This window comes from Janthinobacterium sp. CG_23.3 (assembly GCF_046115965.1).
Taxonomy (GTDB): Bacteria; Pseudomonadota; Gammaproteobacteria; order Burkholderiales; family Burkholderiaceae_D; genus Janthinobacterium.
Genome location: NZ_JBJXIB010000035.1, coordinates 25,918 through 42,865 on the forward strand (window position 1 = coordinate 25,918; position 16,948 = coordinate 42,865).

The 16,948-nt window shown below is 66.7% G+C and carries 16 protein-coding genes and 1 pseudogene; 5 read left to right on the plus strand and 12 right to left on the minus strand.

Annotated elements, in window-relative coordinates; all coding sequences use genetic code 11:
• The first annotated feature begins 248 nt into the window (after window positions 1-248).
• From ACFDR9_RS10920 to ACFDR9_RS10940, 5 genes are all read left to right on the plus strand, one after another.
• Complete coding sequence (locus ACFDR9_RS10920) at window positions 249-1,115, plus strand: lysostaphin resistance A-like protein (protein ID WP_409031018.1); 867 nt, start codon at window positions 249-251, stop codon at window positions 1,113-1,115.
• Window positions 1,116-1,121: 6 nt separating this feature from the next.
• The gene (locus tag ACFDR9_RS10925) at window positions 1,122-1,634 is read left to right on the plus strand and encodes a MarR family winged helix-turn-helix transcriptional regulator (protein ID WP_409031019.1); all 513 of its coding nucleotides are present in this window, start codon (window positions 1,122-1,124) and stop codon (window positions 1,632-1,634) included.
• A gap of 207 nt (window positions 1,635-1,841) precedes the next feature.
• Window positions 1,842-2,459, plus strand: a complete 618-nt coding sequence (locus ACFDR9_RS10930; protein ID WP_409031020.1) for an OmpW/AlkL family protein — start codon at window positions 1,842-1,844, stop codon at window positions 2,457-2,459.
• A gap of 169 nt (window positions 2,460-2,628) precedes the next feature.
• Entirely contained in the window at window positions 2,629-2,946 is a 318-nt protein-coding gene (locus ACFDR9_RS10935; protein WP_409031025.1) for an antibiotic biosynthesis monooxygenase family protein, read from the plus strand.
• Window positions 2,947-2,997: 51 nt separating this feature from the next.
• Window positions 2,998-3,552: a gamma carbonic anhydrase family protein gene (locus ACFDR9_RS10940; RefSeq protein WP_409031021.1), complete on the plus strand. Its 555-nt coding sequence runs from the start codon at window positions 2,998-3,000 to the stop codon at window positions 3,550-3,552.
• Window positions 3,553-3,565: 13 nt separating this feature from the next.
• Here the strand turns inward: ACFDR9_RS10940 and lon are convergent, their stop codons facing one another.
• From lon to ACFDR9_RS11000, 12 genes and pseudogenes are all read right to left on the minus strand, one after another.
• Window positions 3,566-5,965, minus strand: coding sequence for an endopeptidase La (lon, locus tag ACFDR9_RS10945; protein WP_409031022.1), 2,400 nt, complete (start codon window positions 5,963-5,965; stop codon window positions 3,566-3,568).
• A 98-nt stretch (window positions 5,966-6,063) separates the two neighbouring features.
• Complete coding sequence (locus tag ACFDR9_RS10950; RefSeq protein ID WP_017876317.1) at window positions 6,064-7,494, minus strand: aldehyde dehydrogenase family protein; 1,431 nt, start codon at window positions 7,492-7,494, stop codon at window positions 6,064-6,066.
• Between the two features lie 196 nt (window positions 7,495-7,690).
• On the minus strand, window positions 7,691-8,749 hold the full coding sequence (locus ACFDR9_RS10955; RefSeq protein ID WP_017876315.1) for a porin: 1,059 nt from the start codon (window positions 8,747-8,749) through the stop codon (window positions 7,691-7,693).
• A gap of 112 nt (window positions 8,750-8,861) precedes the next feature.
• Complete coding sequence (locus tag ACFDR9_RS10960; protein ID WP_327075966.1) at window positions 8,862-9,875, minus strand: TRAP transporter substrate-binding protein; 1,014 nt, start codon at window positions 9,873-9,875, stop codon at window positions 8,862-8,864.
• 22 nt (window positions 9,876-9,897) lie between these two features.
• Window positions 9,898-11,175, minus strand: a complete 1,278-nt coding sequence (locus ACFDR9_RS10965; protein ID WP_017876313.1) for a TRAP transporter large permease — start codon at window positions 11,173-11,175, stop codon at window positions 9,898-9,900.
• A complete protein-coding gene (locus ACFDR9_RS10970) occupies window positions 11,172-11,705 on the minus strand; it encodes a TRAP transporter small permease (protein ID WP_017876312.1) in 534 nt (177 codons plus the stop codon). The genes ACFDR9_RS10965 and ACFDR9_RS10970 overlap by 4 nt, the downstream gene beginning before the upstream one ends.
• A gap of 60 nt (window positions 11,706-11,765) precedes the next feature.
• Window positions 11,766-12,299 (minus strand): gluconokinase, encoded by a 534-nt coding sequence (locus ACFDR9_RS10975; RefSeq protein WP_017876311.1) that lies wholly within the window; start codon window positions 12,297-12,299, stop codon window positions 11,766-11,768.
• A gap of 330 nt (window positions 12,300-12,629) precedes the next feature.
• Window positions 12,630-13,145 carry an OmpA family protein gene (locus ACFDR9_RS10980; protein ID WP_409031026.1) on the minus strand — a complete coding sequence of 172 codons (516 nt, stop codon included), beginning with the start codon at window positions 13,143-13,145 and terminating at the stop codon, window positions 12,630-12,632.
• Window positions 13,145-14,407, minus strand: coding sequence for a diguanylate cyclase domain-containing protein (locus ACFDR9_RS10985; protein WP_409031023.1), 1,263 nt, complete (start codon window positions 14,405-14,407; stop codon window positions 13,145-13,147). The genes ACFDR9_RS10980 and ACFDR9_RS10985 overlap by 1 nt, the downstream gene beginning before the upstream one ends.
• Window positions 14,404-14,973 carry a YfiR family protein gene (locus ACFDR9_RS10990; RefSeq protein WP_017876308.1) on the minus strand — a complete coding sequence of 190 codons (570 nt, stop codon included), beginning with the start codon at window positions 14,971-14,973 and terminating at the stop codon, window positions 14,404-14,406. The genes ACFDR9_RS10985 and ACFDR9_RS10990 overlap by 4 nt, the downstream gene beginning before the upstream one ends.
• Before the next feature lie 194 nt (window positions 14,974-15,167).
• Complete coding sequence (locus tag ACFDR9_RS10995; RefSeq protein ID WP_409031024.1) at window positions 15,168-16,196, minus strand: LacI family DNA-binding transcriptional regulator; 1,029 nt, start codon at window positions 16,194-16,196, stop codon at window positions 15,168-15,170.
• A 68-nt stretch (window positions 16,197-16,264) separates the two neighbouring features.
• Window positions 16,265-16,948, minus strand: a pseudogene (locus ACFDR9_RS11000) (Na+/H+ antiporter); the annotation flags it as partial.

A 16,948-nucleotide genomic window follows, 5' to 3' on the forward strand; every position in this document is an offset into this window, starting at 1 on the left:
AGCGCGGGAAAGGGCGGCGTGCGACGCGGCGCCAGTCCCTGGTAAAAAGCATGATGAAAAGACAAACTTGTCATGCGTGGCAATCTGGGCTATTCTCGGCGCAGAAAATGGCGTGGCCGGGTCGACGGCCTGGCGCGCCAATAACCATTCACGCTGTCGCCGACGCGCCAAACACCAAGGGACCCGCGTCGGCGTGCTCCATTGCCGTTGCCGCCGTGTCGGCGGCAGCCCTACTTTTAGGGTGACACATGGCGATAACGTATTTTTTGCTTGGCCTTGCCATTTGCTGCGTCTGGCTGCCGCCGGTCCAGTTCGGCAAGCGTTTTTCGATGCCCTTGTGGCCGTTGCCGTTCGCGCTGGCGGCCGGTGCCGGCGCGCTGGCCGGCATTCTGGCCCTGCCGGCGCTGGCCGCGCTGGGCCTGTTGGCCCTGCTTGCCTGGCTGGCGACGCGCCCGGCCGCCGGGCGCGCCCAGCGCATCGTCTTTACCACGCTGAGCGGCGTGTTGGCGCTGGCGCTGGCGATGCACCTGGTACCGGGCTTTCGCAATCCGCTGCTGGTGTCGGGCGCGCATTTCTCGCCGGACAGCGCGCCGTTCACCCAGTACGCCAACTTCGACAAGGGCGCCGTCGGCCTGGTGCTGCTGGCGCTGTTTTGCCGGCGCTGCCAGAGCTGGCGCGAGTTGGGCGCCGCGCTGCGGCTGGCCTTGCCGCTGGCGATGACCATGGCGCTGCTCATGCTTGGCGCCGCGACGGCGCTGGGCTACCTGCGCGGGGACCTGAAACTGCCGGCCTATACGGCCACCTTCCTGGCGGTCAATCTGTTCCTGACCTGCGTCGCCGAGGAGGCGTTCTTCCGCGGCCTGCTGCAGGAGCGGCTGGCCGGCGCGCTGGCCGGGGTGCGCGGCGGCGCCGTGCTGGCGGTGCTGGCGTCGGGCCTGCTGTTTGGCGCCGCCCATGCCGGCGGCGGGCCGATCCTGGTGGCGCTGGCCAGCGTGGCCGGCTTCGGCTACGCCTATGCATACGCGGCCACGAAACGCATCGAAGCGCCGATCGTGGCGCATTTCGTCTTCAACGCCATCCACTTTATTGGCTTCACCTATCCGTACGCGGTGTAGTGCTCCATGAAACCTGGACTTGGAACGCAATTGCGCCATTTGATCGAGCTGTTGGACGGCGCGGTTGCGCGGGCCTACGTGGAAGCGGGCCTGTCGTATCGGCCGCGCTACACGCCGGTGATGCGCGCGCTGATACGGCTGGAGCCGTCCAGCATCGGCCAAATCGCCGAGCTGGCCGGCATCACGCAGCCGGCCGCCACGCAGACCATCGCCCTGATGAGCAAGGAAGGGCTGGTGTCGGTGCAGCCGGGGCCGGTTGACGGCCGCCAGCGCCTGATCCGGCTTACCGAGCAGGGCCGGGTACTGCTGCCGAAGTTGCAGGCTTGCTGGCAGGCGAACGGCGCGGCGGCCGCGGCGCTGGACGCCGAACTGGCGTCGCCGCTGTCCGAGGCGCTCGGCAACGCCATCGCCGCGCTCGAAGCCAAGCCCTTCGGCGCGCGCATCGCCGAGGCGCGCGCACGCCTGGCCGCCTCCGAGCGGGCGGATCGGCAGCCTCAGGATAGCTTCAAAAAAATGTAATACAAAACGATGAAGCACTACTTCTTTGATGCTGGAATGCGGCTACAGCCGTTAGTGTGAATAACTATCATCTATCCTGATTATCTCTGTCGAAAAGAACTATATCCTGATGGCCATCCTTGGAATTTTGATATAGATCAATGATTTTTTCGCGCTGCACAAATACACTTCGCAGCGTTACTTAACGACAAGAAAGAGGGAAATAGAATGAAGAAGTCAGCAATTGCATCGGCGATGATTTTCGCGGCATTGGGTTTGTTCGCCGGCCAGGCAATGGCGCAGCAAAGCCCGTGGCTGGTGCGCGCACGCGCGGTGCATCTGAACCCGGCCGACAAGTCCGACCCGATCGCCGGCGTCGGCCGCTCCGACCTGTTGAGCGTGAGCAGCAAGACCATTCCCGAAGTCGATATTTCCTACTTCTTCACACCGAATATCGCGGCCGAACTGGTGTTGACCTATCCGCAAAAACACGACGTCATGCTCGACGGCAGCAAGATCGGCACCTTCAAACACCTGCCGCCTACGCTGTCGATGCAATACCATTTCCTGCCCGACGCGCAACTCAATCCCTACCTGGGCGCGGGCATTAACTACACCAATATTTCCAAGGTTAAGTTGCTGAACGGCGCCGCCGAGCTGGAACACAGCAGCTGGGGCCTGGCCGTGCAAGCCGGCGTTGATTTCAAGCTCGACAAAAACTGGTCGCTGAATCTGGATATCAAAAAAGTGCAGATCCGCAGCGACGTCATGATTGGCGGCCAGAGGGTCAGCGCCGTCAAGATCGATCCGTTGTTGATCGGCGTGGGCGTGGGTTATCGTTTCTAAAGAATATCGTTTGAAGCAAGCATCCGGCCGCTGTGGCCGGAATTTTTTTGTCCATTGCATCTTCTCCCGATTACAATCTGCATTTTGCGTGAATGCCACCGTGGTCACGCAAACCAAGGATGTACGCCTCTGGTTTTTCTCCGCCGCCGGCACTTCGATAAGGGACGCCATGTATTCCGCCACATTTATTTTCGACACCAAACAATTCGACGCCGAATTCCACCGGCTCGATGCGCTGATCGCCGAGGCCGCCAAGGCTACCGACGGCTATCTCGGCGAAGAGTCGTGGGAAGACCCGAAGACCGGCCGCGTTTCCAACGTTTACTATTGGCAGTCCGAACTGGGTCTCAAGCAATTGATCGAGCATCCCAGCCACCAGGAGGCGAAAAAGCGCTACAGCGAATGGCTCAGCGGCTATCAGGTTATCATTTCCCAAGTGCTGCGCACCTATGGCGACAAGACCATGGACCACCCGGCGGCGACGTAAGCCGGTCCGCGCGCCGCGCTATTTTTCCTTCTACCGTATCAGGAACGTTACATGCCTATCAGCTCTTACCTCGACACTCGCCCGCAATTGGCGCAGCGCGTTTATCTGCACGACACGGCCCAGGTGATCGGCGACGTGCAGATCGGCCACGACAGCTCGGTCTGGTGCAACACCGTGCTGCGCGGCGACGTCAACCGCATCCGCATCGGCGTGTGCAGCAACATCCAGGACTTTGCGATGGGCCACGTCTCGCACAAGAGCGCGTCCAAGCCGAACGGCTCGCCGTTGCTGATCGGCGACTACGTCACCATCGGCCATTCGGTGATCCTGCACGGCTGCACGATAGGCGACGAATGTCTGATCGGCATGGGGAGTATCGTCATGGACGACGTCGTGGTGCAGAAGCAGGTGATGGTCGGCGCCGGCAGTTTGGTGTCGCCTGGCAAGGTGTTGGAGAGCGGCTTCCTGTACGTCGGCCGCCCGGCTGTGCAAGTGCGCGCGCTCAGCGCGGAGGAGGTGGCTTACCTCAAATATTCGGCCGAACATTATGTGCGCGTGAAGAACAACTACCAGGCCGGCGCGCCGGCCGTCGCCGCCGCTGAATAAAGCGCCCGTCGGGTCAAACCTCGATGGCCGGCCCGGGGATGTGCTGCGCCGGCTCGGCCAGCGCTTCGCGCACCGCGTCGCCGACGTTGCCGAGCCAGATGAATTGCAGCTGCCGCCGCGTGTCCTCGGGGATGTCTTCCAGGTCTTTCTGGTTGCGCGCCGGCAGCAGCACGGTGGCGATGCCGGCCCGCTGCGCCGCCAGTACCTTTTCCTTGATGCCGCCGACCGGTAGGACCAACCCGCGCAGGCTGATTTCGCCGGTCATCGCGCGTTCGCTGCGCACCGGCCGCCCCGTCATCAGCGAGGCCAGCGCGATGAACATGGCCACTCCCGCGCTGGGACCGTCCTTGGGGATCGCGCCGGCCGGCACGTGCACGTGGATGTCGTGCTTTTTGAACCGCTCGGCGCCGATGTGCAGTTCCGCCGAATTCGCCTTCAGCAGCGTTAGCGCCGCCTGCGCGCTTTCCTTCATCACCTCGCCGAGCTGGCCGGTCAGGATCAGCTTGCCCGCTCCCGGGGTGCGGCTCGCTTCGACGAACAGGATGTCGCCGCCCACCGGCGTCCAGGCCAACCCGGTGGCCACGCCCGGCAGGCTGGTACGCATGGCCAGTTCGCTTTCGAATTTGGCCGGCCCGAGTAGCGCGTGCAAGTCGGCCGGTTCGATGCGCAATTGCTGCGCGCTGCCCTCGGCGACGCGCATCGCCGCGTGGCGGAACACGGCGCCGATTTCGCGTTCGAGGTTGCGCACCCCGGCCTCGCGGGTGTAGTCGCCGATGATGGCGCGCAGCGCCGCGTCGCCGATTTCGCATTGCCCGGGCGCCAAGCCGTTGGCTTCGCGCTGGCGCAGCAGCAGGTAGCGCCGGGCGATCTGCTCCTTTTCCTGGGCCGTGTAGCCGGGCAGCGAAATCACCTCCATGCGGTCGCGCAGCGGGCCCGGCACGGTGTCGAGCACGTTGGCGGTGCAGATGAACATCACCTTCGACAGGTCGAAGGGCAGCGCCAGGTAGTTGTCGCGGAAGGTCGCGTTCTGCTCCGGGTCGAGCACCTCAAGCAGGGCCGCCGCCGGGTCGCCGTGGAAACCGGCGCCGAGCTTGTCGAGTTCGTCGAGCATCAGCACGCAGTTGCGGGTGGCGGCCTTGCGCAGCGCCTGGATGATGTTGCCGGGCAGGGCGCCGACGTAGGTGCGGCGGTGGCCGCGGATTTCCGCCTCGTCGTGCACGCCGCCCAGGCTGACGCGGGCGAACTTGCGGCCGGTGGCGTGGGCGATGCTGTGGCCCAGCGAGGTCTTGCCGACGCCGGGCGGGCCGACGAAGCACAGGATCGGACTCTTGCCGTGCGGATTGAGCTTGCGCACGGCCAGGTATTCGAGGATGCGGCGCTTCACCTTGTCGAGTCCGAAATGGTCGTCGTCGAGCACCCGGCGCGCCGCCGGCAGGTCGATCTTGTCCTCGCTGAGCGCCGCCCACGGCAGCTCGGCCAGCCACTCCAGGTAGGTGCGCAGCATTGAATACTCGACCGCCCCCTCGGACATTTTTTCCAGCCGCCTCAGCTCCTTGCGGGCGTGCGCCTCTGCCTCGGGCGGCAGGCCGGCGCCGGCGATGGCCTCGACCAGGTCGGCCAACTCGGCCGGGCCGCCTTCGCCTTCGCCCAGCTCCTTCCTGATGGTGTTGAGTTGCTCTCGCAGCATGAATTCGCGCTGGCGCTCGTCCATGCGCTCCTTGGTCTGCTGGTTGATGTGCCGCGACAGGCGCAGCACCTCGATGCGCTGCACCAGCTCGGCGAGCACCTTGTCTAGCCGCTCCGGCAAGTCCAGCGTTTCCAGGATCACCTGCTTCTCCTGCACGCTGATGTCCATCAGGCCGGCGACGAAATCGGCGTAGCTGGCAGCCGAGGTGATGTGCTGCGCGGCGGCGGCCAGCTCGGCCGGCACCTGCGGCAGCAGGCCGAGGATTTCCATCGACCGTTCCCGCAGTTGCATCAGGCGCGCCTGGATTTCCGTGCTTTGCTCGCTCGCCTCCGGCAACATCTGCACGCGCGCCGCGTGGAAGGGGTAGCCGTCGAGGAATTCGATGACGCGAAAACGCTGCAAGCCCTGGCAGACGATGTAGTGCTCGTTGTCTTGCGCGCTGACGTAGCGCAGGATGCCGGCCATGGTGCCGATCTGGTGCAACTGGTCCGGCCGCGGCGCGTCGACGTCGGGGTCGCGCTGCAACACCATGCCGACGTCGCGGTCGTCGCGGGTGGCGCGCTGGACCGCGGCGATGGTGTCCTCGCGGCCGATATGCACCGGCGCGACCAGGCCCGGGAACAGTACCAGGTTGCGCAGCGGCACGATGATCAGCGCGTCGGGCGGCAACGCCGGATGCGGCTGCGCGCTGGCGGGCGGATCGTAAAATTCTTGTTCGGCGTTCATGGCGTTCGCTGGCGTGGAGGGCTGTGGTGGTTGGACACAATCCATCGCGCCGCGTTCCTGCAAAAAACCACCGGCGCAGCGCCGGCCCGCCGATCCGCCTACACCCCGCAATACGCGGTCTTGACGGTGGTGAAAAACTCGGCGGCGTAGTTGCCCTGTTCGCGCGCGCCGTAGCTGGAGCCTTTGCTGCCGCCGAACGGCACGTGGTAGTCGACGCCGGCGGTCGGCACGTTGACCATCACCATGCCGGCCTGGGCGGCGCGCTTGAAGTGGGTCGCGTATTTCAGCGAGCCGGTGCAGATCCCGCTCGACAGGCCGAATTCGCTGTCGTTGGCCATCGCCAGCGCGTGCTCGTAGTTGTCGGCGGGGATGACGCTGGCGACCGGGCCGAAGATTTCCTCGCGGCTGATGCGCATGTCGTTGCTGCACTCGGTAAACAGGGCGGGGCGCAGGTAGAAGCCGTTGGCGGCGCGCTCCAGGCGTTCGCCGCCGAAGGCCAGGTGGGCGCCCTCGTCGCGGCCGATCTGGATGTACGACAAATCCTGTTCCAGCTGGCTGGCGTCGACCACCGGGCCGATGTCGGTGCCGGCGTCCAGCGCGTGGCCGACCGACAGCGCCGCCAGTTTTTCCGTCACGGCGGCAACGAAGGCCGGGTAGATGCCTTTTTCGACGATCAGCCGGCTCGACGCGGTGCAGCGCTGGCCGGTCGAGTAGAACGAGCCTTGCACCGCGCAGTGGACGGCGCTGGCCAGGTCGGCGTCGTTGAGCACCACCAGCGGGTTCTTGCCGCCCATTTCAATTTGCACCTTGGCCATGCGGCCGATGGCGGCCTGGGCCACCTTGGCGCCGGTGGCGGCCGAGCCGGTGAAGCTGATGGCGTTGACGCGGCGGTCGTTCAGGAAGGCTAGTCCGACGACGCTGCCGCGCCCCATGACGAGGTTGAAGACGCCGTCCGGCAGGCCGGCGCGGCTGATGATGTCGGCCAGCGCCCAGGCGCTGCCGGGCACCAGCTCGGCCGGCTTGATCAGCACGCAGTTGCCGTAGGCCAGGGCCGGGGCGATTTTCCAGGCCGGGATGGCGATCGGGAAGTTCCACGGCGCGATGATGGCGACCACGCCGACCGGCTCGCGGGTGACTTCCACGTCCAGGTTGGGCCGCACCGAGGCCAGCTTGTCGCCGCGCAGGCGCAGGCATTCCTGGGCGAAAAACTTGAAGATGGCGCCGGCGCGGGCCGCCTCGCCGATGCCTTCGGGGCGGGTCTTGCCCTCCTCGCGCGACAGCAGGGTGCCGAGTTCCTCCTTGCGGGCCAGGATTTCGCTGCCGATCCTGTCGAGCGCGTCGGCGCGCATCTGGATGTTCGACAGCGCCCAGCCCGGCGCGGCGGCGGCGGCGGCGGCGATGGCCAGGGCGGCCTGCTGCGCGTCGGCCTGGGCGTAATGGCCGATGACGTCGCTGGTGTCGGAGGGATTGATGTTGGCCGCGGCCGAGGCGCCGTCGACCCAGGCGCCGTTGATGTAGTTTTGCTTCATGTGTTCTCGTCATCCAGGGTTGCGCCGTCGGCGACGGCGGACAGGGGATGGTGCCACAAGGCGGCGCTTGCAGCTAGTAAGAATGTCATGTTTTCCATGCCGAAATGCCGGCCACGCCAAAAAAAAAGCGGCAAAGAGCCGGGGGCGGACCTTCAAGCCCGCCCCCGGTTTCACGCCCCTGGTGTTATGTCGGCTATTAGAAACGGTGGCGCAGTCCGGCCGTGAACTGCCGGTTGCCAGTGCCGGCCTCTTCGCTGTTGCCGGCCGTATAGGCGGCGCCGTTCCTGTTGCTGATGCGCGCGAACGAGCTGTACAGGTCGGTGCGCTTCGACAGCGCGTACATGTAGGCCAGCGCCATTTGGCGGGCGTCCTGGTTGAAGGCGGTCTTGTCGTTCTTGGCGACATAGCTGAGTACCAGCGTGCTGGCGCCGAACGGCGCCGTCATGGCCAGCAGCAGGGCGTTGCTGTCGGTCGAAGCCTTCGGCGCGGCGCCGCCGAACGAGGCGGCGGCGTTGTTCAGCGGCGAGCTGTTCAGGCCCTTGTCGCTGGCGTAGCCGAAATACGCCTTGGCCGGGCCGAAGTCATAGTTAGCGCCCAGCAAGATGTTCTTGGCGTTGCCGGTATTTTTCAGCACCTCGGTGTCGTTGTTGCGGTTGTGGTAGGCCAGGCGCACGTTGAGCGGCCCTTCGCTGTAGCCGAACGAGCCGCCCAGCGCGCGGCCGGCCGCGTTGTCGCCCGCCACTTCGCCGGCCGCGTACATAATGTCGCCGGAAAAGCCGTTCAGCGGCTTGCTGCGGTACAGCACCGAGTTGCGGGCCCGCACCCCGGTTGGCGCCATCAGGTTGTTCGAGCGGGCAATGCCGTTGCGCAGCGGGTCGACCACGGCGTTGAGCGTGGTGAAGTGCGGCGTGTCCTGCAAGCCCATGGTGACGGTGCCGAAGCCGCCGCGCAGGCCGACGATGGTGGCCCGGCCGAACAGGGTGTTGCCCTGGGTCGAGGTGCCCTTGTCGGCGCTGAAGCCGCCTTCGACGACGAACAGCGCGCTTAGGCCGCCGCCCAGGTCTTCGATGCCGCGCAAGCCCCAGCGGCTTTGGGTCGCCATGCCGCTGGTCACGCGGGTCGCGTCGCCGGCGACGCCGCCGCGGTCGTGCGAGACGCCGATGTCGACGACGCCGTAGACGGTGACGCCGCTTTGGGCCAGCGCGGCGCCGCTGCACAGGGCCAGGACTGCCAGTGCGGGAAGGGTTTGTTTCATCAATCTCTCCAGAAAAGTACTTATATAATGTGGATGCGGCTGTGTGCGCCGCTTGGGGTGTTTGCCGGATTTTTTCGGGTTAGCCGGCACGGCGTAACCCGACCAACGATGCTTACTTGCGCATTTTTTCCAGATTGGTCTGCAGGTCCTTGATCAAGGCAACGTGGCCGTCGCTGGCGAACTTTTGCATCGCGCCGCGACTGGTGTCGCGCATGCGTACCAGTTCCTTGTCGCTGACGACGTTCACTTGCATGCCTTTTTGTTTCAGGAACTCCAGCGCCTTGCCCGCGCTGTCGCGGCTGTCCTTGCGCTCGAAATCGCGCGCCGCCTCGGCCGAGGCTTGCAGCGCCTTCTTCTCGTCGGCGGACAGCTTGTCCCACCATTTTTTACTCACCAGCACGATCCAAGGACTGTACACGTGTTTTGTCAGCGACAAAAACTTCTGCACTTCATAGAACTTGCTCGACTGGATGGTGTTGACCGGGTTTTCCTGGCCGTCGACGGTGCCCGTTTCCAGCGCGGTGAACAGTTCCGAGAAGGCCAGCGGCACGGCGTTCGCGCCGAAGCTCTTGAACATGTCGATGTAGACCGGGTTTTGCATCACGCGCAGCTTGATGCCCTGCATGTCCTCCAGCTTCGTCACCGGGCGTTTCGAATTGGTCAGATTGCGGAAACCGTTTTCCCAGTAGACCAGGCCGACCAGGCCCTTGTCTTGCAGCTTGGCGTTGAGCGCCTGGCCGAACGGGCCGTCGAGGATGGCGTCGGCCTCGCGCTCGTTGCCGAAGACGAAGGGCAGGTCGTAGACGCCGAAGTCGCTGACGATGCCGACCAGGGTGGCCGTCGAGACCACCGTCATTTCCTGGGCGCCGCCGATCAGCGCGTTCTGCATTTGCGGGTCGCTGCCCAGGCTGGCGCTACCGAAGCTTTTCATCTTGAACTTGTTGCCGGTGCGCTTGGCCAGGTCCTCGGCGAGGAATTTGGCGGCGCGGCCCTGGTTGCTTTCCTCGGCCAGGCCGTAGCCGAAGCGGATGATGCGCGGCTGGTAGTCGGCGGCGGCGGCGACGCCGCTGGCGGCCAGGCCGGCGAAGGCGGAAAGCACGAACAGCGATGTGATAAGGTTTTTCATGAGGTCTCCAGTGTGTTGTTTTTTAGCGGAACCAGGTCATCGGTACGGTGATGATCCCGGGGAAGATGATGAATACAACGGTCAACAGCAAATACGTCAGCAGGAACGGCCAGATGCCCTTGGTCGCGCTTTCAAGCGAAATCTTGGCCACGCCGCAGACCACGTTGAGCACGGTGCACACCGGCGGATGGATCAGCCCGAGCGTGCCGACCAGCACGAACATGACGCCGAAATAGGTCGGGTCGATGCCGGCCTTGACCGCCAGCGGCATCAGTACCGGCCCCATCACCAGGATCGTCGGGGTCAGGTCCATCACGGTGCCGACCGCCAGCAACAGCAACATCACGGCGCCCATCAGCACGCGCGGGTGCGCCATCAGCGGGCCGAGGAATTCGGTCACCTGGCTCGGCAGGTCGGCCAGCGTCACCATGTACGACGACACCAGGGCGCCGGCGCACAGGAACATCACGGTGCTGGTGGTGCGCGAGGCGTCGACCAGCAGCTTGACCAGGTCGGCCAGCTTGATTTCGCGGTAGATGAACAGGCTGACGAACAGCGAGTACACCGCCGCCACCACGGCCGCCTCGGTTGGCGTGAAGATGCCGCCGCGCAAGCCGCCGAGGATGATCACCGGCAGCATCAAGGCCCACAGGCTGTCGACGAAGGCGCCGCGGCGCTGGGTCCAGGTGGCCTTCGGCTGCGGCGTGACGACCATCTTGCGCGCCAGGATGGTCCATACCACCACCAGCGAGACGCCCATCAGTATACCCGGCACGATGCCGGCCAGGAACAGGTTGCTGATCGAGGTGTTGGTGGTGACGCCAAAGATAATGAAAGGCATCGACGGCGGGATGATCGGGGCGATGATGCCGCCGGAGGCGATCAGGCCGGCCGCGCGCGGCACCGAGTAGCCGTGGTCGCGCATCATCGGGATCAACAGCGTGGCCAGCGCGGCGGTGTCGGCGATGGCCGAGCCCGACAGGCTGGCCAGCAGCACCGAGGCGGCGATCGCCACGTAGCCGAGGCCGCCGTTGATGTGGCCGACGAAGCTGACCGCCAGCGCGATGATGCGCTTGGAGATGCCGCCGGCGTTCATCAGCTCGCCGGCCAGGATGAAGAAGGGCACCGCCATCAGCGGGAAGTTGTCGGCGCCCGACAGCAGGTTTTGCGCCACCAGTTGGGCGTCGAAGAAGTCGAGGTGGACCATCAGGGCCACGCCGGTCATGATCAGGGCGAAGGCGATCGGCATGCCGAGCAGCATCAGGAACACCAGGGAACCGAGGAAGATGGCGAGCGTCATTTGGCGCTCCCGTGCAGCTCGGGATGGGCGAATTCGGCGACCGGGTCGCCCGGCACCGCCGCGCGCGGATGGTCGCTGACGATGCGCCACAGGTTGACGGCGACGATGACGATCATCGACACCGAGCAGACCAGGCCGGAGGCGGCCATAAAGGCGGTCGGGTAGCGCAGCACGGTCGAGTAGCTGTCCATGCCGATGACGGTCTGGGCCCTGCTGCCAGAGGCGAAAAGGTACAGGCCGTACAGCATCAGCAGGTGGCTGACGACGGCGCAGGCGCGGCGCAGCGGACGCGGCAGCTTGGCTTGCAGCATCGCCACGCCGAGGTGGCCGTGGTGGCGCAGCGCCAGGATAGCGCCGAGGAAGATCAGCCAGACGAACATCAGGCGCGCCACTTCCTCGGCGGCGGCGAAGCCGGAATTGAAGAGGTAGCGCATCAGGACGTTGCCAAAGACCAGGGCAACCATGATGGCGAGCGCGAGCGCCATCAAGTATTCAACGGTGCGCTCGAGGCGCAGGACCAGGTACTTCATTGTTATCTCCGTTTTGTTATTGTGGTTAATGGTTAATGGGTAATGGGTGACGGGTGGAACTCAGGACAGGGCGAAGTGCGCGGCGATGGCGCCGATCAGTTGTTCCGGCGACAGGCGGATATCCAGGCGCAGGCCGCGCTCGTCGCTGGCCAGCGCTTCCAGCGCGGCGAACTGGCTGTCGAGCAGCGACATCGGCATGTAGTGGTTTGGGCGGGCGTGCATGCGTTCGGCGATCAGCCCGCGCGGGCCGTCGAGGTGGACGAACAGCAGCGCCGGATCGGCCTGGCGCAGCAGGTCGCGGTAGCTGCGCTTGAGGGCCGAGCAGGACAGCACCAGGCCGGCGCCGGCGGCCGTCGCGTTGGCCAGCCGCGCCTGCAGCAACAGCAACCAGGCGCGCCGGTCGGCGTCGGTGAGGGGCGTGCCGGCGGCCATTTTGGCGATGTTGTCGGCGGTGTGGTCAGCGTCGCCCTCGGCGTAGGGGACGCCGAGGCGGGCCGCCAGCCGGGCGCCGATTTCGCTTTTGCCGCAACCGCTGACGCCCATCACCACCCAGCGGCGGTTTGACGCGATTGTCTTGTTGGAATGATTGTTCATGCGCTTCTTCAAATTGTCCGTGGAGGGGGCTTGTTGTCCTGTTTCGCGGTCCATGATAGCGCTAACATTGGAGGCTAGTCTACCCGCCTGGATTGATTTGTAAAGAACAATTGATGCTGCAGCGCGGAAAAATGCGAGGTGTTGTTGCGGGAGTACAGGGGCGGAAAAGACGGGGAGGGGTGGCGGCGGCAGTCGGTGACGCCTTTGTGTTAGGCGGCTTCGGCGCTGAAATAATACAAACCAAGGGTGCAACCTTGGGGGGGGCAGACCTTGAGGCCTGCCCCCGGCTCTTTGTTTTTGCCTGGTTTCAGCGTTGTCGGCCCGCTGACTTTACGGCGCGGTGACGATGACGGTGACGCGGCGGTTTTCGGCGCGGCCGTCGGCGCTGGCGTTGTCGGCCACCGGCTTGTTCTTGCCCATGCCGCGCACCAGGATGTTATCGCGCGCCAGGCCGCTCAGCGCCATCGCCTCGGCCACCGCCTTGGCGCGCGCCAGCGACAGCTTGTCGTTGTGGGCGGCGCTACCGCTGATGTCGGTGTGGCCCTCCACCTGCATGTGCTCGATGCCGACCTGGCGCAGCGCGCCGCTGATCTTGGCCACGCCGGCGCGGCTGGCCTGGGTCAGCACGGCGGCGTCGAGGTCGAACAACAGTTTGTCGGTGAAGCTCAGTTCCCAGCCGTCGTCGGTTTGCTTGAAGCCTTGTTCTTGCAGCGCGGCGATTTGTTGCGGGTTCAGGGTTGGCCTCGCCGGCGCCGCCGTGCGGCAGGCGCTCAGCGGCAGCAGCAGCGCCGCGGCGAGCAGGATCGGGCGCAGCGCGCCGGCGAGGTGGGACGGGCGGTCGGACATCAAGTGCTTTCTTCGTGGAGGTGGGTGAGCGGGCGCGCCAGCTGGCGCGAGCCGCGTTGCGCCTGTTTGGCGCGGTACATGGCCTCGTCGGCCGCGCCGAGCAGGGCGGCGGCGTCGGCGTGGTCGGGGTAGACTGCCACGCCGATCGACAGCGAGCTGACGATGCCGGCGCCGTCCGGCAAGGCGATCGGCGCGCGCATCGCGTCGATGATCATGTCGGCGATGTGCTCGGCGTCGGCGCCGCTGCGCAGCGGGCGCAGCAGGATGGCGAACTCGTCGCCGCCCAGCCGCGCCACCAGGTCGCCGTCGCGCAACTGGCGCTTGATGCGCGCCGCCGTCGCCACCAGCACGGCGTCGCCGGCGGCGTGGCCGTGGTTGTCGTTGATGTGCTTGAAGCGGTCGCTGTCGAGGAACAGCACGGCGACCCGGCCGCCCGTCAGGCGCGCCTCGGCGACGCCGCGCTGCAGCTCGGCCTCCAGCTGCGCGCGGTTCGACAGGCCGGTCAGGCTGTCGTGGTTGGCGCGGTGCGACAGCGTCGCGTGTTCCCGTTGCTGGTGGCTTTGCCAGGCTTCCAGTTCGTCGAGCAGGGCGTTGAAGTCGTCGTTGATCTGGTTGATTTCGGCGATCTCGGCCGGCGGCACGCGCAAGCCGAACGCGCGCTCGCGCCGCACCCGGTGGGCGGTGTCGGCCAGTGTGCGCAGCGGCCCGGTCAGGTTGGCCTCCATGCGCCGCGACAGGCGCACCGCCACAACAATGCTCAGCGCCAGGCAGCCGAGCACGCAGGCCAGCCCGCTGGCGAGAAATTGCAGCAGGCCGCGGCTGTGCGGCACCAGCCGGATGCTGCCGATGGTGGCGTCGGCGTGCTGGATCGGGAAGGTCAGCGCGGCCGGCATGATCCAGCCGGTGACGGCGTGTTCCAGCCGGTAGCGGGCGCCGCCGCGCGGGCGCTGCCATTGCGCCAGCAGCTTGCCGCCGGCGTCGCTGACCTGGGCCTGGTCGATGTCCTCGTTGACGCCGATCAGCGCCAGCGCCTCCTGCGCGGCGAGCGGGTCGTTGAAGACCACCGCCGCCTCGACCGTGTAGCTCATCGAGCGCGCCACCAGGCGCAGGTTCTGGCCGGAATACACGCGCATGGCCACCAGGCTGGCGGCGGTCAGCGTCAGCCCGGCCGTGACGACGGCGATCAGCGACACGCTCAGGTGGGCCCGGCGCAACACGCTGTCGAGCGTGGCGCGGTGCGGCCCTTGGCGCGGGCGCGTCATGGTTGCGGCGAACGTCTGGCGATGCGCAGGGCGTTCGGGTGCACCCGCAAGCCGCTGCGGGCGATGGCGTCGAGGTTGACGTCGAAGGTGACTTGGGCGTCGCGCAATTTCAGGCAAAACATAGTGGCTACGGAGCACGGAACGATGGGCTCGCTGATGGCGAGGATGGGGCGGCCGATGATCTGGGCGTAGAGTTTGTCGCGCTCGGCGTCGGCGACGCTGCCGATGTAGAGTACCTGGCATTGCTCCGGCGTGGGGGCGGCGGCGCCGGCGGCCAGGCGCAGGTTGCGGCTGCGCGGCTGCGCGCCGGCGGCCGGGGCGTCGAGCAGGGCGTCGGCGTATTTGGTGTCGCCGGCCAGGCAGATGTGCAACTCGGCGTGCGGCGCCGGCCAGCGCACGTAGCTGATGATGCCCCATACCACCTGCGCCACCTCGGCGGCGCGTTTCGGCTCGGCCGCGGCGTTCTCGGCACGGGCGGCGGCGCCGGCCAGGCCCAGCGCGCACAGGGCCGGCAGCAGGTAGCGGGCCAGGCGGCGCCTGCGCTCGGCGGGGGCCGGCGTGGGCATGTCAAAACGCGGCGAAGAATGCACGGCGGCCTCAAAAATCGGTAGATCGGGTGACGTCGTCGGATGCCGTCGCCGGCGCGCGTCGCGGGCAGGCTCGACTGTACGGAAATGTGTAGCAAAAGTAAATTGATTTGTTAATTTGCATTACTTTTTCATTATGCCAAGGGCTTTTTTTTCCCGCCCAAGGGGATCGTTCAGGCGCTCTCGCGCGCCATCAGCGTGAAGCCGAGGTCGATGCGGGTGGCCGCCGGCGTGTCGCCTTTGATGACGGCGCGCAGCAGCGTCGCCGCCTCGAAGCCGATGCGGTAGCGCGGCGTGCCGATGGTCGTCACCGACGGGTTCATCCAGGCCGACGCCGGCAGGTCGTTGAAGCCGCAGATCGCCAGTTGCCGCGGCACCGCGATGCCGCGCCGCTGGCATTGGTAGATCGCGCCGTGCGCCAGGTCGTCGTTGCAGCAAAAGATCGCGTCGCAATCGGGCACGCTGGCGAGCATGCGCCCCAGCAGGTCGGCGCCCAGCGCGATGGTCGACGGGTCGTCGACCATCAGCTCCAGGCGCGGGTCGGCCAGGCCGGCCGCCGCCATCGCCGCGCGGTAGCCCTCGGCGCGCTTGAGCGTGCGTTCGTCGCGCTGGGCGCCGAGGAAGGCGATGCGGCGGTAGCCCTTGTCGATCAGATACTGCGTCATCGTGTGGCCGGCCTGCTGCTGCGAGAAGCCGACCGACAGTTGCGCCGGCTCACTGGCCAGGTCCATCATCGAGACCACCGGTACCTGCGACGTGGCCAGCATCTGCCGCACCCGCGCGCTGTGGCTCAGGCCCGACAGCAGGATGCCGTCCGGGTTCGATTGCAGGTAGATGCCGAGCAGCTTTTCCTCCTCGGCGTCGGAGTAGCGCGTGTTGCCGATCAGGATCTGGTAGTTGTCGGCGTCGAGCGCGTCCTGGATGCCGGCCAGCACCGCCGTGAAGACGGCGTTCGACAGCGACGGCACCAGCACCACGATGACGTTCGAGTGCGCCGAGGCGAGCGCACGCGCGGCCCGGTTCGGCACGTAAGCGAGTTCGGCCACCGCCTGCTCGACGCGCGCGCGCAGCGCCGCCGAGACCATGTCGGGCTGGCTGATGGCGCGCGAGGCCGTCATCGTCGCCACGCCGGCGTGCGCCGCCACCTCGGCCAGGGTTACGCGGCCGCTGGCGCGGCTCTTGCCGTTCGAAGTCTTTGTCATGGTCTGTTGGGTGTCGTTGGTAACGGTATCATACTGGAGGCCGGGGCGCCGTGCGCGGCGGCGCCCGCTTAATGTTCCAGCGTCGCCTCGAGCAGGTCGATTTCGCGCAGCAGGCGCAGGTGGATGTCGTCGTCGAGTTCGCCCGACAGGCGCCGGCGGTACAGCTCGTCGCGCTCGGCGCCCAGCGCCTGCCGGTGCAGGCTGCGCTCGGCCTTGGCCAGCCGGCGCATTTGCGCGGCGGCGTCGCCGTTGCCCTCGCCGCAGGCCACGCGGCGGCGGTAGGCTTCGATCAACAGCGTGGCCGCCTCGGCGTGCACGGCCTTGTCCGGGTCGGCGGCGGCCTGGCCGGCGCAGGCTCGCTCGAGCGCGCGGATGGCCGCCTCGCCGGCGGCGACGCGGGCGATGCGCTCCTCGCTGGCGCGGCGCGGCGGCGGCGCGAACACCAGGGCGCGCGTCAGCAGCGGCAGGGCGACGCTGGCCAGCAGCAGCGACAGCAGGATCACCCCCATCGCCAGGAAGATCACCAGGTCGCGCGCCGGGAAGCGGCTGCCGTCGGGCATCAGCAGCGGCAGCGTCAGGATGCCGGCCAGCGTCAGCGCGCCGCGCACGCCGGCCAGCGACGCCACCATCAGCAGGCGCAGGCTGGGCCGGGGGGGGGGGCCGGCGGCGTCACCGTGGTGGGGGGAGAGCGCAGGGTTTGGCTCGAGAATGCAAACGCAGAAGCGCAAGGAGGGGAGGGGGACGGCCATCAC

Excerpts from the sequence above, each read along its gene's own strand:
- ACFDR9_RS10920 (WP_409031018.1), top strand. The coding sequence starts at position 249 with ATGGCGATAACGTATTTTTTGCTTGGCCTTGCCATTTGCTGCGTCTGG.
- ACFDR9_RS10925 (WP_409031019.1), top strand. The coding sequence starts at position 1,122 with ATGAAACCTGGACTTGGAACGCAATTGCGCCATTTGATCGAGCTGTTG.
- ACFDR9_RS10930 (WP_409031020.1), top strand. The coding sequence starts at position 1,842 with ATGAAGAAGTCAGCAATTGCATCGGCGATGATTTTCGCGGCATTGGGT.
- ACFDR9_RS10935 (WP_409031025.1), top strand. The coding sequence starts at position 2,629 with ATGTATTCCGCCACATTTATTTTCGACACCAAACAATTCGACGCCGAA.
- ACFDR9_RS10940 (WP_409031021.1), top strand. The coding sequence starts at position 2,998 with ATGCCTATCAGCTCTTACCTCGACACTCGCCCGCAATTGGCGCAGCGC.
- lon (WP_409031022.1), bottom strand. The coding sequence starts at position 5,965 with ATGAACGCCGAACAAGAATTTTACGATCCGCCCGCCAGCGCGCAGCCG.
- ACFDR9_RS10950 (WP_017876317.1), bottom strand. The coding sequence starts at position 7,494 with ATGAAGCAAAACTACATCAACGGCGCCTGGGTCGACGGCGCCTCGGCC.
- ACFDR9_RS10955 (WP_017876315.1), bottom strand. The coding sequence starts at position 8,749 with ATGAAACAAACCCTTCCCGCACTGGCAGTCCTGGCCCTGTGCAGCGGC.
- ACFDR9_RS10960 (WP_327075966.1), bottom strand. The coding sequence starts at position 9,875 with ATGAAAAACCTTATCACATCGCTGTTCGTGCTTTCCGCCTTCGCCGGC.
- ACFDR9_RS10965 (WP_017876313.1), bottom strand. The coding sequence starts at position 11,175 with ATGACGCTCGCCATCTTCCTCGGTTCCCTGGTGTTCCTGATGCTGCTC.
- ACFDR9_RS10970 (WP_017876312.1), bottom strand. The coding sequence starts at position 11,705 with ATGAAGTACCTGGTCCTGCGCCTCGAGCGCACCGTTGAATACTTGATG.
- ACFDR9_RS10975 (WP_017876311.1), bottom strand. The coding sequence starts at position 12,299 with ATGAACAATCATTCCAACAAGACAATCGCGTCAAACCGCCGCTGGGTG.
- ACFDR9_RS10980 (WP_409031026.1), bottom strand. The coding sequence starts at position 13,145 with ATGTCCGACCGCCCGTCCCACCTCGCCGGCGCGCTGCGCCCGATCCTG.
- ACFDR9_RS10985 (WP_409031023.1), bottom strand. The coding sequence starts at position 14,407 with ATGACGCGCCCGCGCCAAGGGCCGCACCGCGCCACGCTCGACAGCGTG.
- ACFDR9_RS10990 (WP_017876308.1), bottom strand. The coding sequence starts at position 14,973 with ATGCCCACGCCGGCCCCCGCCGAGCGCAGGCGCCGCCTGGCCCGCTAC.
- ACFDR9_RS10995 (WP_409031024.1), bottom strand. The coding sequence starts at position 16,196 with ATGACAAAGACTTCGAACGGCAAGAGCCGCGCCAGCGGCCGCGTAACC.